Genomic DNA, 17621 nt, shown 5'->3' with positions numbered 1-17621 from the left:
ATTTGGTCTGGCAATACAATGCAGATGGGTACTAATGAAGTATTTGCTGTGCATGACTGTTATATGATAGACCGCTGATATTGTCGTCTTGAAGAGGAGGCGGGCGTGCTCGTTCTCATAAAGACATTTTTGCAGATGTGCCATGACAACTGGGCTTGGCGCAAACAGACCTGGGAGCTTGCAAAGATTGATTTGGTCAAGACTTACCGCGGTGCTGCTCTTGGCTGGGTTTGGCTATTTGTAAAGCCTGCTGTCTATATTGGCGTGTATTACTTTACGTTTGCAGTAGGTATGCGCACAGCAGCACCTATTAATCACATGCCTTTTCTTTTATGGATGGCGGTAGGTATCTTTCCTTGGTTTTTTATGGGCGATATGATTGGTGGGGGAGGAAGTGATGTGTATCACCGCTATGCGTTTTTGGTCAACCGCATCCGCTTTCCGCTCTCAGTCATTTCCACGTTCTTTACGCTTTCAAAAATGATTGTTCTTGTAGGTACAATGCTTTTTACCATCGTGCTGTGCCTCATTCTCAACATTAAATTGACTATTCATCTTATTCAGCTTCCGCTGATATTTGCACTCATGATGTATTTTTGGACTATGTGGTCTATCTGGCTTTCGCCACTTTCGGCTATCTCACGTGACTTTTCTAAGTTGATTGGTACTTTAGGCACACCGTTCTTCTGGTTGTCTGGGATTCTTTTTGACCTCAAAGCACTTCCGCACATTGGTCGTATCATCATGTACTTCAATCCAGTTGCGTGGGGTTGCATGGCCATGAGGGATTGTTTTATTTTCCATAAATGGATATGGCATAGTCATCATGAATTTATTTGCTATCTCGTTGTTTGTGTAGTGGTTACCATACTTGCAATGCATAGCTATGCTCGTCTGCACAAGGAGGTCCCCGATGTCCTCTAAAAAAAAGAATCCGGCAAAACTTTCTGTCAGAGCGCGTGCTATGCGAGCTGCTACTACAGAAAATGAGCGGGTAAGTTGGGCAGGTGAGGGCGAAGCAAAAGTTATCCGGGATAGTGATAAGAATAATCCTATTGCCGTTCGCTTTAGCAACGTATACAAGACGTACTATCTGTACAAAAATGATAAACAGCGTTTGTTGGGTACTTTTAGCAATAAGATTGAGCATAAGGTCATCAATGCTACTGACAACCTTTCGTTTACTATCAATCGCGGGGATTCTCTTGCTCTGCTTGGTTTAAATGGTGCAGGTAAATCCACTGCGCTTAAGATGATTACGGGGGTGTGCTATCCCACCCGTGGCACTATTGAGGTTCATGGTCGCATCTCCGCCTTACTTGAGTTATCAGCTGGTTTTGATGGTAATCTTACGGGTCGCGAGAACCTAGAAATGCGTTGTCAACTGTGGGGTATTACCCGCGATGAGACAGAAGCACTTATCCCGCAGATGCATGAGTTCTCTGAGCTCGGCGATTATATGGAACAGCCTATTCGTACTTACTCCAGTGGTATGAAGGCGCGCTTAGGCTTTGCTTTTGCTTCCTCAATTAACCCCGATATTCTCGTAATTGACGAGGCGCTCTCGGTGGGAGACAAGCGCTTCCGCAAGAAGTGCGAGGAGCGTGTTAAAGATATCATGGCAAAGGATAATCTGACGGTTCTTTTTGTAACCCACTCTCCTGAGCAGGCGTTGCAGTTCTGCACACGCGGCATTGTGTTGCAGCATGGATCCTCGGTTTTTGAAGGTGACATCGAGGGCGCTTGCCAGTACTACGACGAGCACTAGCTACGCTTTCGTTTGGCTTTCCAGAATTGTTGGTAAACTGCTACTGGTGTGTCTTGGCAAACATCCTCAAGGGATAGTTGTAGCAGATAGTGTACGTTCTATTGGTGTAGACCGCACTCTAGTTTCAGCTCTGTAGGCGTTATGTGGTGCGCAGGATGCATAAACAAACTGAGGAGAGTTCAATGACAATACGTATTATTTGCGATTCTGCGGCCGACGTTTCAGATCTTCATCATGAGCAGCTGACCGTCCTACCTCTCTCAGTTGCCTTTGGCAATGACACATATCTTGATAATGTTGACCTGAGTAATCAACGTTTTTATGAGATGCTGCTTGAAACAGACATCATGCCAACCACTGGCCAGGTGACTCCTTATGCTTTTGATCAGGAGTTTTTAGGCGCTACGCAAAGAGGTGAGAAGGTAATTGCAATTACTATTTCATCTCGTCTATCGGGTACGTATGCAAGTGCTGAAAGCGCTGCTCAACCCTACGGCAGTGATATTCGTGTTATTGACAGTCTGAGTGCATCGCTTGGTACGCGTGTGCTTGTTGAATATGCCCTGCGTGGTGTTGACCAGGGAGTTGAGTTTGAGCAACTCGTTGAAGATCTGCGGGTACGCGTGAAGCGGGTTCGGGTGCTTGCACTTCTGGATACGCTTGAGTATGTGCGTCGTGGCGGTCGTCTTCCGGCGGCAGCTGCAGTTTTGGGCAATTTACTTTCTATCAAACCAGTAATTACAGCTGAAAATGGCGTAGTCCGTCTCATAGGGAAGGCTCGTGGCTCAAAAGCTGCAAACAACCTCCTTACCAAAATGATTGCAAAATGCGGTGGCATTGATTTTGATATGCCTGTTGCGGTTGGTTATACAGGACTTGAGAGCAGCATGCTCAAGAAATATATCGAGGACAATTCTCATTTATGGGAAGGCAAAGTGGATAATCTCATATATCACTCTATGGGAAGCACTATCGGTACGCATGCTGGTCCGGGCGCTATAGCCGTAGGTTTCTTTGAGAATAAATAACAAGAGTTATAAAGTATCAGGCATTCTACCGGGACGGGAATTAAAGAGTGTCACTTTTCTCGAGCTACTCCATAGTTACGATGATTGCTACTGCCAGGAAGGGTCTGCGCTGGAAATCCTAGGCCATGTATTGGCAAGTGTCGTATGTGGTTTACTGTGACTGTCCTAAACGATGTGTTCGGCAAGTTGTTGGCCTTTACGAAAGAACAAGGTGGCCTTTTAGGAAGAGATGGGTATAGAAAGGAGCAATATGACTGGATTTAGGGGTGAAAACAGCCTATGCGTTGTGGTTCCCTGTTATAACGAGGAGGCCACACTAAGACCTTTCCGCGCTGCAATTGAGAAGGTCGAGAAGGACCTGCTTGGTTATCTGTCGCGGCCAATTGACGTTGTCTTTATTGATGACGGATCAAAAGATGGAACCCTTGGGATTCTCCGAAAGTTCAATGAGGAGTGCCCGACACTTCATTTTGTTTCATTCTCCCGTAACTTTGGTAAGGAGGCTGGTCTGCTAGCTGGCCTTAAGAAGGCGCTCACTTTGGGCGATTCGCATATCGCCGTCATGGATGTTGACCTGCAGGATCCTCCTGAGCTACTGCCTCAGATGTTTGACAGGATGGTACAGACAAACTGTCAGATTGTCGCGACCTACCGAGAGACGCGCGCGGGTGAACCGCCTATTAGAAGCTGGTTTGCTCATCGCTTCTACGACATAATGAACAAGGTTTCGGACGTCGAGATGCGCGATGGTGCGCGTGACTTCAGGCTCATGACAAAAGACGTGGTCGAGTCGATAACGTCGTTGGGCGAGCGTGAGCGCTTCTCGAAGGGCATCTTCATGTGGGTTGGCTATGATACCGAGTGGATTGGCTACCAAAACATCGAACGCATCGCAGGTGAGACACACTGGAATATCCTGTCGCTCTCTAAGTATGCCCTCAACGGCATCATTGCGTTTTCTAATGCCCCGCTTGTGGCCATCTCGTTTGTGGGGCTGACGGTGTTTTTTCTTTCCATTTTATCTTTACTGTTTGTAATCTTCAGGGCAGCGCTGTATGGCGATCCTGTTGCAGGTTGGCCGTCTCTTGTGTGTATCATTACATTGTTGTCTGGACTTCAGCTTTTCTGCATGGGAATTCTCAGTCTCTATGTATCAAAAATCTATATCGAGGCTAAGGATCGTCCGGTGTACATCGTCAAAGAAGAGTGCTAACTATCACACAAACGTTATCTGTAGTTTGTTGAAATCATTAGACTCAGCTCCTTACGTATGGTCCATCTGTCACTCAGCCTTTCTGTGCATATACTTTCTGGTTCATAGAAAAGAGGCTACAGCCATCCTCAAAGCAGTGTTCTCTGAGTCGTTTACCCCAGAGATAGTCGAGGCTGTAAAGACACGTGTAATCGCAGCAATCCATGGCAAACAAAAACATTCAGATTCTTAGTTTTGATAAAAAGGGGACCGAAAGTACAGTAGATTTAGTTGTTGACGATAGCGGAACGCTAACTTTACCTCAGCTCTACTATACTGGCTACCAAGTAGTTTCCACGAGTTCAGACGGTATAACTGCTCACTGTTTTAGAGGTGAAAATGGATTACTTTCTGTAAGGTTGCAAGGACAGGGAAAGTCTCGAATAGTTATCAATTTTGTTGAGCCACTTATCTGGAGGGTATCCGAGCTGGTCTCGTTATTAGCGGTTATTGCAATTGTTATTCTATATGTTTACCGTAAACAATCTGCTGTTAAGAAATCAACAAATAAGAATGGACTGCTTACAGTAAAGTTCGGTTGATTCAAACTCAATTACATGTAGAACCATGTTTAATATTTTTGCTATTCACCGAACGCCTGAGGTTGTTATCTTGGGCGTTTTTCTATGAATTGAGATCCTACATTCGGCACGCGACCTAACCTTTCTGAGTCTTTAGAATTATGGCTGAATCCCTCGTTAATGAGATTGTAGACGCTGGTAGATGAAACATATAAGAGAGGAAATCAGTGCAATAACCATCGCGAACGCTAGTTAATAACAGGTGCTGGTCTTTGAGGGGCTGTGGACATTTTCTGCATCTAGGCAGCTAGGCCTAAGCTCCTTCTAACCTGTATTGGGATCATCCAGCCCAACGACTCCTTTTTCCTTTTCCATTGTAATCTTGTAGGCGGTTATGATGCAGTAGCCCGATTTAATGTTGGGTAGAAAGTGTTTACATATTGAATATCATGCTTGTAGGAATGTTTAGGCTATTTCAATCAATTGCTTATCTGCTTTATTTAGATACTTCCAAATGATAATACATAGGCAAATGATTGAGATGACTTCAGAAATACGCCAATGAATAGGCTCAGTAAAATTAATAATATAATTGCCAGAACCATTATTCGGGACAAGCAGAATCATTGCATTGTCTTGACCATTTCGTAAAGTAAGTTTTTTGCCGGTGAGTACATCTTTTGCGCTGTAGTATGGATACCAAAACATAGGCAATCTTATTTCTGTCATATTCTTATTTTTTGAAATGTGCAATTTGAGTTGGGTATCATTTTTTTCCCAGTTAATTATTCTTCCTGAGCCAGAAAGAATAACAGGTTCCATTATTACATTTTTTCCAAAGTCTTTTCCAGAAGAACCGACTGGGATATATTTATCGTCAAAAATGCCATAATAAGTACTCGAACAAAGTGAGCGTGCAGAAAAGTCAGGAATTGTAAAGAACGAATTTCTTTGAGCAAACGCTTGATATGTTCCGAGACCAAATATTCCCTCTGAGAAACTTAATAAGATAAGTAGTAGAAAACTAAATTTAAGATGAATATTATTTGCTTTTTGAAGTTTTTTAAAAACGAATGCAACTAGAATGAGAGCAAAAAAACTTGCGGGTCCCAAAAATCTCCAAGGGAATTGTACAGATGAGAGTGTAGTGTTAATCAATCTTGCAAATGAATTGGATGCCCCCCATGGATAAAGGGTGCTTGCTATAAAGAGAAGTGCCATTGTAGCAAAGAAGAATATCCAGGCAAAAGAATTGGAGGTGTTTTTTTCTACTTTTTGTGGATATTTGATTCTTTCTAAGAAGAAACTAATAGGCCAAAGTATCAGCATACTTGTTAATGTAATTCCCATGGTAAAAGGCATCTCATTTATTACATCGAGCTTGTTTCCTATAGCTTCGCTCCATCCCCCTATTGTGCTAAAAAAATAGAAAAATTGCCTAAGATGAATGGGATGTCTGGTTGCTTTAGCTAAGGTATTTTCCGCTTGAGAAATTACCTCGCTACCTCTTTGACAGAAATAATCTAAAAAAGGAATAACAAACCATAAAGAAAGTCCAATACAAATGCCTGCAGCCTTAAATAATCCATATAACACTTCTTTTTTGTGATGATTGATCAGTAATATGAGCACTATAGGAACTATAACGATTAAACAAATAAAGGTACTAAGTATATGAGTGGAAATAATGAGCGAAAATGTGACACCACACCACGCCCATCCAAACTTACTTGCCTCTTTTTCTTGAAAGAAAAAGAGAGAATATATTCCATAAAAAAGAGCAGGATAAAGGCTTAAAGAAATTGATTCACCGAGAGCCGCTCTTAAATAAACGCATTCTAGACGATATGGAGAAAAGGTCCAAATAATGGCAGCAATTAAGCCAATTCTTTTTGAAGAAAACACTTTTGAGAATGAATAAAAGCTAATATATGTGCATGTAATATTGATACAAATTACCAACAATTGATAACAATTTTTTAGAGATATACCCGCGATGTGAAGAAGTGCAAAAGGATAGAGGAGAATATCTCCGTAGTATATAGAAATAGGGTAGCCATATCCTGCAATTTGAACCCCTTGTATTCGTACAGGTATTTGTCCAGCTGATAAACCTTGCGCAATTCCAAGAATTCTTACAAGGTGAAACCTGAGATCATGCCCTGCAGGTAAAGAGGAGCCAAAGGTAAAAAGGGGTATGCTAGCCAGTAGACTAAATATGATTAATAAAAATAGAATTTGAGTGGAGCTGAAGCCAAGACATATTGACCATTTATTTGAACTCGAACTCATATTTTTTTACTCCTTTTCACTCTACGTATTCTCAATTCTCCTACAATCTCCATAAGGCGATTGGGCATAATGCACGCTCTCTAAAGCCTTAAATTTATGCTATTAGCTACTTTTTGATTAATTGTAGGCTATAACCAAGAGCGAGTAGTTTTGTTCCCACTTTGAAGGCGGAAGTAGAGCGAATTTTTTCAAGTTGTGAGGTATTAGCTTTAAATTGCTTATTAAGATTCCGGTAATCGCTTCGTATATCAGTTAGGCGATCAGCCTGCTTACGATTCTTTTCAACGAGCAAACTAATACGACGAGAGATATATAAACTCGCTTCATTGTCACAGATAAAGATATAGCTCTCATAGTCGTCTTGGTGATAGAAGTACGAAGCAGGTTTTCCAACAATACCTAAATCCTCAAACCACTCATGTTTGAGTTGGTCAAAAAGCATTTCATAAGTTTCTCCACGAAGAGTATTGAGATTCCAGAGTGCGAAATTTAACGCATAATTGATGAAGTCACGCTCATAGCGTTCCCAAAGACCCCACTGATGAAGCCGGCTTCTTAATGCAACAAGTGCATCATAGAAGCAACGCCAACTTTTCTCACGTGTCACTGAGAGTGAACCACTTGCACGGCGGTGGTGAGCGAGGACTGTATCAATTGTGGAAATACGCTTAGCGCGTACGATAGCGGAGAACACAAAGAGCATATCGTTGGTTGTGCGCTGTTCTTGGAATTTTAGGTCATATTTGCGTACGAAATCAGCACGGAATAGCTTATCCCAAGGCCAACCGATAAAGGCACGGAAGATATCAAAATAGATATCTTCTCCTGCAAAAGGTCGCATTGCAGGTAAGAGGTTGGTGCATATACTGCCTAGAGCCTTACGATATGTTCCCGCATCTTCGAAGTAGTCATCGCTGCGGAATACCACAATATCGCTGTTCTGAAGATATGCCTTTTCATAGGCAGTGCGTAGAAGGGTAGGTTCATAGATGTCATCACAGTCAAGGAACATAAGGTATTCACCCTGTGCATGTTCCATACCGACATTACGTGCAGTACCCGCTCCTGCATTTTGCTGCCTGATTACTTTTATATGATCAAATTTTTTAGCATATTCATCAAGGATTTCACTTGTTGAATCAGTTGATCCGTCATCAACACAAATGAATTCCACCGTATAGTCCTGTTGATATACCAAACAATCAAGAGTCTCGCGAATATAGCGCTCAGCATTATAGACAGGCATAATGACCGAAACACGTATTTTTTCGGCAAATGCCTTAGGATCTGCAATAATTTCTGCTAACAACTTCCAATGGACCTCATCGCTTAATTCACGGTTAATTTTGCCTTGAGCAAGAGGCTCAGTGAACTCACTACGCATATGCTCGGCATACTCTGCCTTTGCTGCAAGGGGCATGCGGTGATAGGTAAAGAATGCATTATCAAGTTTTTTGCGCCAATAGATGGACTCATAACGCTCAAGTAGACCAGGCTCAGAGCATAACCAGTCATGAATATATTCGTATTCTTTGGTCATTGCGTACATCTTGTCTGAACTTGCTACTAAGGATGCAGCGTTGTCACGACGGTTCATATAAAAAGGCGTCTTGATAAACTGGGCGCGTGTAGCGCGTGCAAAGGTTTGGAACCAAAAACCATTGTCCTGGAAAGAGGCACCAGGTGTCTCGTTGTGGCGAATATGCCACTTGTTGAGGAAGTTCATTGAGTAAATACCTGACCAGGTATTCATAATAAAAGTAAATGTTTTTATATTTGAACTGGGATTTATGATTTGACCATAATAGGAGTTGTCACGACTAAGACAGTTAAGACGCAAATCTTCAATACCGTTGGCATCTGTGCCGAATTTGTAAAAATCACCTTTGATGAAGTCGAGGGATTTCCGATTTGCAATGGAATAAAGCCTTTCATACATTTCTGGTAACACATAGTCAGCTGGTTCGAGAATGCCGAGATACTTACCACGAGCAATGTCGATACCACGATTCATGGAGTTGCCATAGCCAGTATTTGGCTTATCAATGAGATGAAAGCGCTTATCAATGGTAGCATATTCGTGGTAAATCGCTAAGGAATGGTCAGTTGAACCATCATTGATGCAAATAAACTCTAAGTCTTCAAGTGTTTGAGTTGTTAAGCTATACAGGGCTTGGTTGAGATATTCTTCTTGGTTATAGGTAGGGATTACGATAGATACTGCAGGGTGCGTAGACTTCTCATGGAAAAAGGGGAGTGTTTCGTAAGCTTTTGGCCTAGGTAGGTGATTAGCTGCTACGGCATTTTGTGCTGTTTTGAGCCACTTGAATGCATCGTTCCACAATGGCCCAGGCAGAGTTCTAATACAAGCCTCAATCTTGTGACTAACCTCTGGAGCATCGACCTCGTTAAGAGCGGCATGCCAGCTTGCATCAATACAAGGGCGAATGGACTGACTTAATGCAATAGTGACAAGGTCTTCTGGGACATCGCGTTCTGACAGGCTGGCGCGCAGGATATCGAGTGCCTCAAGATGTTTTTTAAAGAGGTCAAAAGCTTTTTTCCCTTCAGGTAGTTTTGGCTCGCTAAAGTCATGGAGTATCAGGCAATCGCGAGAAATTGCGGCTCGAAGTTCATGCGTAATGATACTCCAGAAAAAGAACAGCTCAAATTGTACGGGATGTGTACCAAAATTGATGGCATATTTTTGTAGAAATGATCTGCGATATAGACCAGTCCAAGCCGAACTATCCAGCGTATATAAAGGACTTGTGGCATCAAGGTTGAGTATGCGGTTAAAGTCACCTGCTCCTAAATTTTGTAGATTAAACTGTGGAATATCTAGTACTTGTTTTGTTTTGCGGTCATAAGGCGCAGTGGTGAAATGTAGGTAATCAAGGTTGTATCGCTGAGTTTTGTTGTAGAGAGCTTCATATGCAAAATCAAGGATGCGGTCATTAGGTAACAAAAAATGGAGGTATTCACCTGTTGCAGCCTCAAGCCCCGCGTTGTAAAGCTCGAACTCTTCTTTGTGTATAAGATCAATACGTTTAACGCGAGAATCATGGCCTATGATGTTGTTGATCCAAAGCTCTGTCTGCCCATCTTCAATTCCATTGACACAAATAATCTCAATGTCCTTGAGCGATTGCTTGCATACGCTGGAAAGGGTTTGGTCAAGATGTTGAGAGCAATGGCTAATAGGAACAATAATTGAGATTTTGGGTGACATGAAACTTCCGTTCAAGAGACATGAAACTTCCGTTCAACTATGTATTGATAGGGTTACATTACAACGATATCTTAGTCACGACGGAAAAGATCCCTCGTGTATATCTTGCATGAGACATCACTAAGATCATCATTCCAACGATTGGCAACAATAATATCAGCATGCTTTTTGAAAGAGACGAGATCATGGGTGACTTCGCTTTCAAAGAAGTCTGGAGCATTGAGTGAGGGCTCATAGACAAGACACTGGAAGCCCTTTGCCTTAACACGCTTCATGATGCCCTGGATGCTAGAGGCACGGAAATTGTCTGAGCCAGATTTCATAGTAAGGCGATAAATACCTACGAGAGGGTGTTTGATACCTTGCTCTTTAAGCAGACGACAACGATCAATAATCTCGTCAGCAACAAAGTCCTTGCGGGTACGGTTTGATTGGACAATGGCACCTATGAGATCCTGAGGAACATCTTGATAATTCGCCAAGAGCTGCTTGGTATCCTTGGGTAGACAGTAGCCCCCATAGCCAAAGCTGGGATTGTTATAAAAGTCACCAACACGAGGCTCAAGGCAGACGCCGCGCACAACTGAGGCAGTATCAAGCTCTCGTACCTCGCAGTAAGTATCGAGCTCGTTGAAGTAAGCTACGCGAAGCGCAAGATAGGTATTTGCAAAAAGTTTAACTGCCTCAGCTTCGGTAGCATGCATGACAAGAGTAGGAACGTCCTTATCTTCGGCACCTTCTGCTAGGAGGGTAGCGAAACGCTCTGCTTCTGAGCGCATCTTCTCTGAAGGCATGCCGACAATGATACGGCTAGGGTGTAAATTATCGTAGAGGGCATGACCTTCGCGTAAAAATTCAGGGCTAAAGAGAAAGTGACCCTGAGGATATTGCACACATATAGACTCGGTATAGCCTACGGGCACGGTGGACTTTATCACCATCGTGGCTGTGGGGTTTACCTTAAGAACAAGTTCGATGACCTGTTCGACAAAGTGGGTATCAAAGAAGTTTTTGTGTGTGTCATAGTTGGTGGGTGTTGCGATAACGACTAGATCAGCTTCAGCGTATGCTTTAGCACCATCAGTAGTGGCAGTAAGATTGAGTTGGCGTTTACCTTCAGAAGCTTCTTTTAAAAAACGTTCAATCTCAGTATCTGCAATAGGACTCCGCCACATATTGAGCTGGTCAACTTTTTCAGGAACAACATCAACTGCCGTTACTCTGTTATGTTGAGCAAGAAGTACTGCTAAAGAAAGTCCAACATATCCAGTGCCACCAACTGCAATGTTCATGCTCCTGCCTCCAGATATTTGAAAATATAGTAATTCATGCCTACTCTATTGTAGGCATGAATCTTCAATAACGGTATTCATAAGATAGATATATTAGTGAGTCCAATGAGCAGATGACTGCTTAGATAGTGTTAGGTTGTTAAGGAGTGGGGTAGTGATTCAAGATTTAAGCTATATGCGTAAGCCTCTAAGCTCAGATATTTTAAGCCTATTTTTAGCAGCTACATCTATTATTGCTCTTGCAGCTACAGGCATTACCACTAAGCAGGTCTCTTTTACTCGTATTATTGTGAATTCAGTTAATGGAATTGCACTACCTATAGCAATGTTATCGATAGTAGTAATCATTTCACATCGAAAGTTATTTTATATCGTTCAGCACTACAGCAAGCCTAGTACTCATGTGCTGGCGTTACTTTTTTCTCTATGCACACTTATAGGTATAAGCTTTTCACATATGGGTAATAGCTCATTTATACTCCAAAATTCAAAACAACTTTTTATTTCAGCATTTATGGCGCTGGGATATTTCTATATATTTGATGCTTCTATTTGTTTTCTCTTTAATCGGCTAGAACATAGTTTTGTTGAAATTAAGCATGGTACTGATAAGAACAGGCATCCTTCAAACCACTCTTTAGTTTTCTTCTTTTTTGTTTTAATTCTTGCATGGTCACCGTTCTTGATCGCTTTTTTCCCAGGGTCGGTGCCATACGATGGTTATAACGAAATAAACCAAGCTTTTGGAATTAGCCCACTGTCTAACCATCATCCGTATCTCATGACCTTGTTAATCGGAGTATTAGTTTCACTGGGTAATCATATTAGCAATAATGTTGGAATTTTTACCTGTGTTCTGTTTTTTACGATTGTGGAAGCACTCTGCTATTCAATAGTCTGTCGAATCATCCAGAGATGGTCATCACGTGCTGGTATTGCAACTTTGATCTTTTTTTCAGTATTACCCGTCTGGGGTGGATATGCCCAAGCCGTCATGAAAGATGGACCATTTTGTGCCTCATGGGCTCTCTTCTTTACGCTAAGTATTCAACTCTATGTGGAGAATAAAAACGCTAGCTTTGAGAATACATTTAGGAAATCGCCTCTTTTTTATACTTTAATACTTCTTCTTTTAGGCCTGATTGTAAGCTTTTCTCGCAATAATGGGATTTATTTTTGTATCCCACAACTAATTGTTCTTATTTTGCTAGCTGGAAAAAAGACTTTGCACCTACGTTTGTATCTCTGTAGTTCTGCAATCATCATGCTTGTAATTTTTAAACTTGTTACCGGACCTCTTATGAGTGTCTTTGGTGTTGTACCAGGATCTGTTAGAGAAGTTCTTTCAGTCCCATTTCAGCAGACTGCGCGTTTCATGAAACTTCGTTCAGACGAAGTGAGCAAAGAGGAGTTTGAAACTATCAATCAAGTGCTTCCAGCCTCTCAACTAGGACGTAGATATCATCCTGATAATGCGGATTATATCAAGGATAGGTTTAAGGCGGAAAGTTCTAAAAAGGATTTAATAGAGTACTTTAAAGTTTGGTTTGCGATGGGGTTCCGTCATCCGAGGATTTATATTGATGCAACTTTAGCTAATACCTATGGCTATTTTTATCCCTTTGAAGCACATGAAGTACTCTCATCTTACCCTTTTTATATTAAGGGAGCACCTCTTGCAACGGGTGAGTTTGACTTCCATTATGAGTTTTCACGGGTAGGGCAAGATATCATAAGGACCTATACTGATATTTGGAAGGTTTATCCCATTCTCTCGCTTTTTGTTAATCCAGCAGGCTATACTTGGCTTCTTTTATTTTTTACTGGTTTTATGTTGTATACGGGGCGTGGGCACTCCGTTTGGCTTTTCTTGGGTGCAGCACTTAATGTGGCGCTTTGTGTAGTTAGTCCTATAAATGGCCTACTGCGCTATGCATTACCACTTATGGCCGCAACTCCTACGATTGCTGCCTTTTCTGTGTGTCGTTGTTTCAGGAATAATGATTGAGGCAGAGTTAATGGTAATCACTGGAATAGAATAGTCTTTGGTTCATTCTTGGGATTATTTTTGAAGATAATTTCTATACATTTAAATCTTTTCTCCATTCAACACGCGCTGCTTGTCTGCATAAAACACTCTATATTTCCGACCGAAAGTCCTAATGAGAAAGTTGGTAATGCTCAGGATGATATAGTTATCGTCCACTCTAGTAGTACAAAGCCCCTTTGGCTGGGATTTATCCAATGGGCATATGTATGGAGAGTGCTCCCCCTTTTTTGAGGCTATTTTATTCACCTAGGACATATAGTTGGTTAATAGCGCTGGCTTTTGTTGCAGCCGCAAGAAGAATTAAAGTGGCTAAACTAGCTCCATTTGCATTGCCAATAGGCGTCTTTATCATGTGTTGTCTTTCACCAGTTAATGGCGCTTTCCGGTATAGCTTATCTCTTGTCCTAAGTTCTCTCTTCTATGTTTCTCATGCTGTATATTTGGTGCAAAATCAAAGGCGGGTGGTTAAGCACTTTCCAGACACTTTATACTCCATGCACTAGATGCCATTCCATAAAATCTAGCCAGCTCCTTTAAGGATGTCAACTGTGGTAGATACACCAACGCTTAGCGTTATTTTGCCTATATACAATGTAGAGCGCTTTCTTGAACAGTGTCTCGCAAGTGTGGCACAGCAAAGCTTTAATGATATTCAAATCATATGTATAGACGATGGGTCGACAGATTCTTCTTCTCAAATTATCGATTCGTTTGTTAGAAAAGATCCGCGCTTTGAAGTAATTCATAAGCAAAATGGAGGTTATGGCAAGGCAGTTAATGTGGGACTTTCATATGCAAAAGGGGAGTATATCTCTATCATAGAGCCAGATGATTATATAGATATACATATGTTTGAAAAGCTTATAACTGCTGCTCGCAAGACTAATTTTCCCGATGTGGTAAAAGCGGCATATTGGCGTGTTATTGATGCTAATACCTCCCATGAACATATGCAACCTGCTGCTTACTATCACAGCACAATTAAACCTCTTACGCGTTTTACTCTTGCGGAGAATGCAAAATTTCTTTTTCATCATCCCAGCATCTGGTCTGCGGTATATCGTAGGAGTTTTCTTGAAGAAAAAAATATTCGCATGCATGAAATACCTGGTGCAGGCTGGGCAGATAACCCTTGGTTTATTGAAACGCTTGCACAGGCCGCAAGTATTGTTTATGTCGATGAATGTCTTTACTACTATCGTGAGTTTAATGCAGGGTCTTCTTCTGTTGTAAAGGATCCGGCAATTATTTATAACCGCTGGTTTGATATGGATGATATTATCCAGAGACTAAAAATTACCGCTCCACGTATTCTTGAAGGTCACTACAGTCGCTGCTGTACATATATACAGTTACTTAATGAAAATTTTGATGTTGCTGATCCTGAAATTAAAAAAGCAATTGGTGGAATGGTTTCAAGAGTTAATGGAATATGTATTGTCCGTTCGTCTCGCATAAAAGCAAAATATCGTCGTGCTTATCTGATGTATGCGCCTGTCGTTGTAATAATTTACAGCTGGCTTTATAACAAAACTCGTCGTATTAAACGACGCATACTTCACTAATTGTGTAGAGAAGTAGCAATTTGAGCGCACTCTTACTTTTAAGAATGCAACAAGTCAGAATCGTTTTTGCTATAGCTGCATAATCCTTTTTCGTTTGAGGCTATCGCGTAATAAAGCAGCAGGTAGACAGGAATAAGAAATTGGACCGCCGCTCCATATCGAGGCCAATAACATCTTGGTGAGGCAATGACAAGAGTGCCTAAGAGGGCAAGCGAAGGAATTATTATTGCCAACCACCCAAATTTATGTTTGCTACAAAAAAGGATACAGAGATATAGCATGACCCATAAAATCCAACTTATTGGGATAGACCACTCATCCGTAGGGAATAAATGGGTCAACGTCGTATTTGTATTGTAGGATCCAAAGTGAACGTGGCACTCCTTAGGGACAGTATATTCACCAGTATTGTATATCGCACCCCATGAAATATTCCCATTCCAAATCCCAGGTTTATCCTGCACATTGACTGCCCAAAAGCCAAATGTCTGAAGTTCCCATGCTTCAAAATAGACCCGTGGGTTTCTTATAAGCATGGAAGACCAATGTCTCCAGAGGTCCGTATTAAGAGGCTCTCCATTAAAGTGCTCATTCCATTTAAGCATGTCGGTGCAGCATGGGCGATATAAATTTTTGTATTCATCAATTGGAAGGAGTGTATTCAAATATGTTCTATCGGATTTGCTCATATCACCATCAAGTGCAGCAACGCGAGCCATTTGATTAAGGGGGATACCAACGCTTTCGACTTTTTCGGTTGGAGTGACTTTGAGATATGAGTAGATAGGACCGGTAAATATAAGATAGACAGCAGTGATCATTAATGCAGGAATAACTGGAGATAAGGCAGTGCGCCACGCTATAGAAGATTTTCTGAGCCAATGGATGCCCATTACCATAATGGTGATTACGCTTGCAACAAAGACAAATATCCCGTTATTTCTAAAAAGTACAAGTACGGTGCCGCTTAGAATATATGCAGGGCACCACGACTTATGCACACGTATAAAGTTACCCTTTGACCAAATGAAGTCAGCAATACAGATAGTTTGGACAACAAGTGCAACAGAAAAAAGGGGGTCTTTCCATAGGGCAACTCCATACGTTGCTACATAGGTTGTCAGTGCATAAGGCGCAGTTAAGATGGCATACCAAGTCTTCGAAAGACGGAAACGAATCACCATCCATTCAATCATATAAGCAAAAACACCGGACATGATAAGCATCTGTGTAATAGATGAGAGTCCAATGCCAGCCGCATGACTTCTGCCCATTAGCGCGGCGATATTTATCCAAAACTGTAGAAAAAGGGTATAAGCAACCGGATGATGGTTTCGGTATCCTATAAGCCCGAGTGCCTGTCGAATGCTTGATACAGAGTCCCCAAGGACAATCCCAGGCCAATAGGTAACAAGATAAGGTATCCAGGCAGCAAAGATAACCAATGTGATCACAAAAACTTTATGCCAAGAAATCTTGCCAAGAAAATTAACTAAGCAGTGGTCCGGCGATTTCGGAGTGTCTATTGCTGTCGCGGGGGACAACATAAGCACAATGAGGCCAGGAAGGATAAGAAAAAAAGAAACTAAATCAGCCCAGGAATACGGAACAATATAGTTCTCGTTTATTAAGCCATAGTATTGATCACCTGTGTGGATGTGATATCCAAGCACTATAGAGACATTAAAAAGCAAGGCAAAAAGAACTATCGCTATACAAGTACCCCTTTGAGGCATGCGGTGCTGTAGATACAGCTTACGGGCACAAAAGAACTCTACTGTGGTAAGACAGGCCCATACAATTAGTTCATAGCCAAACTGTAGATATCGCGCGAGGAAATAGGAAGAAACTGCGGACATGCAAAAGAGAACGAGTTCCCATTTTTTGTGCTCGTTCTTATTTTCCACAGTAGCAATAGTATGTCTTGCATGATAGGCTCTCGCCTCGTGATTTGAGAGACTAATCACCAAAATGCTCCTTCTCCGAGTCTAGACTCCAGTGCAAGATAAAAACTTATAGAAGTCAGTATAACTTGGTATATATGACTAAACATAATGGTATCCCCAGTGGTTTAGATGACAACTAGATTTATTACTAAGTCTTAAGGAGGATTCCATTCAACTTATAAAAAGCATGAGCTTTGGTAGTCTTACCGCTGAGGATTGCTCCTTATTATGAGTCATGTGAACGCAGAACCCAGACCGTCTTTAGGATCTTTAAGTCCTATCCGAATGCTTAAAGCGTCACACAAAGATCTTGCAAAACATCTTCTTGACTACCTAGGAGTTACGGAGATTCCGATAGATGAACTTGATCTCACTGTTCACCTTATCAATGAAGCACATCTCAAGAGAGGAAGTAAACCTATATCTAAGTAGAAAAGATATCCGTAATAAGCGTTCTTCCCACCCGTTCGGCTCACTTTGAGAAGTGGCTCCGAGGGGATGGATAACTCTGTTCTCAGGCTCATCGAAACACCAAAGGCGTTCATCTCAAGCAGGCAAAACATCAACACACCTTCCAGAGACGACCTTTACAGTGTTGCGTTTATCATGAGAAACGCTCGACTGAAGCTGGCTGTTCGGTTAACTATGAAAATCAACCGCAGTTAATCGGGGGCT

11 protein-coding genes are annotated in these 17621 nt (G+C 41.7%); 7 read left to right on the top strand and 4 right to left on the bottom strand.

Annotated elements, in window-relative coordinates; translation table 11 throughout:
• Window positions 1-105: 105 nt before the first annotated feature.
• The 5 genes from BN4314_RS02165 (at window position 106) to BN4314_RS02145 (ending at window position 4590) form a co-directional block, all read left to right on the top strand.
• Entirely contained in the window at window positions 106-924 is an 819-nt protein-coding gene (locus BN4314_RS02165; protein ID WP_198145542.1) for an ABC transporter permease, read from the top strand.
• On the top strand, window positions 914-1768 hold the full coding sequence (locus BN4314_RS02160; protein WP_198145540.1) for an ABC transporter ATP-binding protein: 855 nt from the start codon (window positions 914-916) through the stop codon (window positions 1766-1768). Before BN4314_RS02165 ends, BN4314_RS02160 begins: the two co-directional genes overlap by 11 nt.
• 182 nt (window positions 1769-1950) lie before the next feature.
• Window positions 1951-2796, top strand: coding sequence for a DegV family protein (locus BN4314_RS02155; protein ID WP_068539583.1), 846 nt, complete (start codon window positions 1951-1953; stop codon window positions 2794-2796).
• A gap of 250 nt (window positions 2797-3046) precedes the next feature.
• Window positions 3047-4009 carry a glycosyltransferase family 2 protein gene (locus tag BN4314_RS02150; protein WP_068539582.1) on the top strand — a complete coding sequence of 321 codons (963 nt, stop codon included), beginning with the start codon at window positions 3047-3049 and terminating at the stop codon, window positions 4007-4009.
• A gap of 203 nt (window positions 4010-4212) precedes the next feature.
• Window positions 4213-4590, top strand: a complete 378-nt coding sequence (locus BN4314_RS02145; RefSeq protein WP_068539581.1) for a hypothetical protein — start codon at window positions 4213-4215, stop codon at window positions 4588-4590.
• A gap of 444 nt (window positions 4591-5034) precedes the next feature.
• Here BN4314_RS02145 and BN4314_RS02140 read toward each other — a convergent pair whose 3' ends face one another.
• The 3 genes from BN4314_RS02140 to BN4314_RS02130 all read right to left on the bottom strand — a co-directional run bounded on the left by BN4314_RS02140 (window position 5035) and on the right by BN4314_RS02130 (window position 11385).
• On the bottom strand, window positions 5035-6861 hold the full coding sequence (locus tag BN4314_RS02140; RefSeq protein WP_068539580.1) for a hypothetical protein: 1827 nt from the start codon (window positions 6859-6861) through the stop codon (window positions 5035-5037).
• A gap of 106 nt (window positions 6862-6967) precedes the next feature.
• On the bottom strand, window positions 6968-10093 hold the full coding sequence (locus tag BN4314_RS02135) for a glycosyltransferase family 2 protein (protein WP_068539579.1): 3126 nt from the start codon (window positions 10091-10093) through the stop codon (window positions 6968-6970).
• Between the two features lie 71 nt (window positions 10094-10164).
• Entirely contained in the window at window positions 10165-11385 is a 1221-nt protein-coding gene (locus BN4314_RS02130; RefSeq protein ID WP_068539578.1) for a nucleotide sugar dehydrogenase, read from the bottom strand.
• A gap of 154 nt (window positions 11386-11539) precedes the next feature.
• Here BN4314_RS02130 and BN4314_RS02125 point away from each other — a divergent pair, with 154 nt between their 5' ends.
• Together BN4314_RS02125 and BN4314_RS02120 are read left to right on the top strand one after the other, a co-directional pair.
• The gene (locus BN4314_RS02125; RefSeq protein WP_068539577.1) at window positions 11540-13393 is read left to right on the top strand and encodes a DUF6020 family protein; all 1854 of its coding nucleotides are present in this window, start codon (window positions 11540-11542) and stop codon (window positions 13391-13393) included.
• A gap of 590 nt (window positions 13394-13983) precedes the next feature.
• Window positions 13984-15000 carry a glycosyltransferase gene (locus BN4314_RS02120; RefSeq protein WP_068539576.1) on the top strand — a complete coding sequence of 339 codons (1017 nt, stop codon included), beginning with the start codon at window positions 13984-13986 and terminating at the stop codon, window positions 14998-15000.
• 38 nt (window positions 15001-15038) lie between these two features.
• Here the strand turns inward: BN4314_RS02120 and BN4314_RS02115 are convergent, their stop codons facing one another.
• Entirely contained in the window at window positions 15039-16967 is a 1929-nt protein-coding gene (locus BN4314_RS02115) for a DUF6020 family protein (protein WP_068539575.1), read from the bottom strand.
• Window positions 16968-17621: the final 654 nt, after the last annotated feature.

Source organism: Olegusella massiliensis (assembly GCF_900078545.1).
GTDB classification, from domain to species: Bacteria; Actinomycetota; Coriobacteriia; order Coriobacteriales; family Atopobiaceae; genus Olegusella; species Olegusella massiliensis.
The sequence above is the reverse complement of the archived record's forward strand: the minus strand, read 5'-3'. Positions and strand labels throughout refer to the sequence as shown.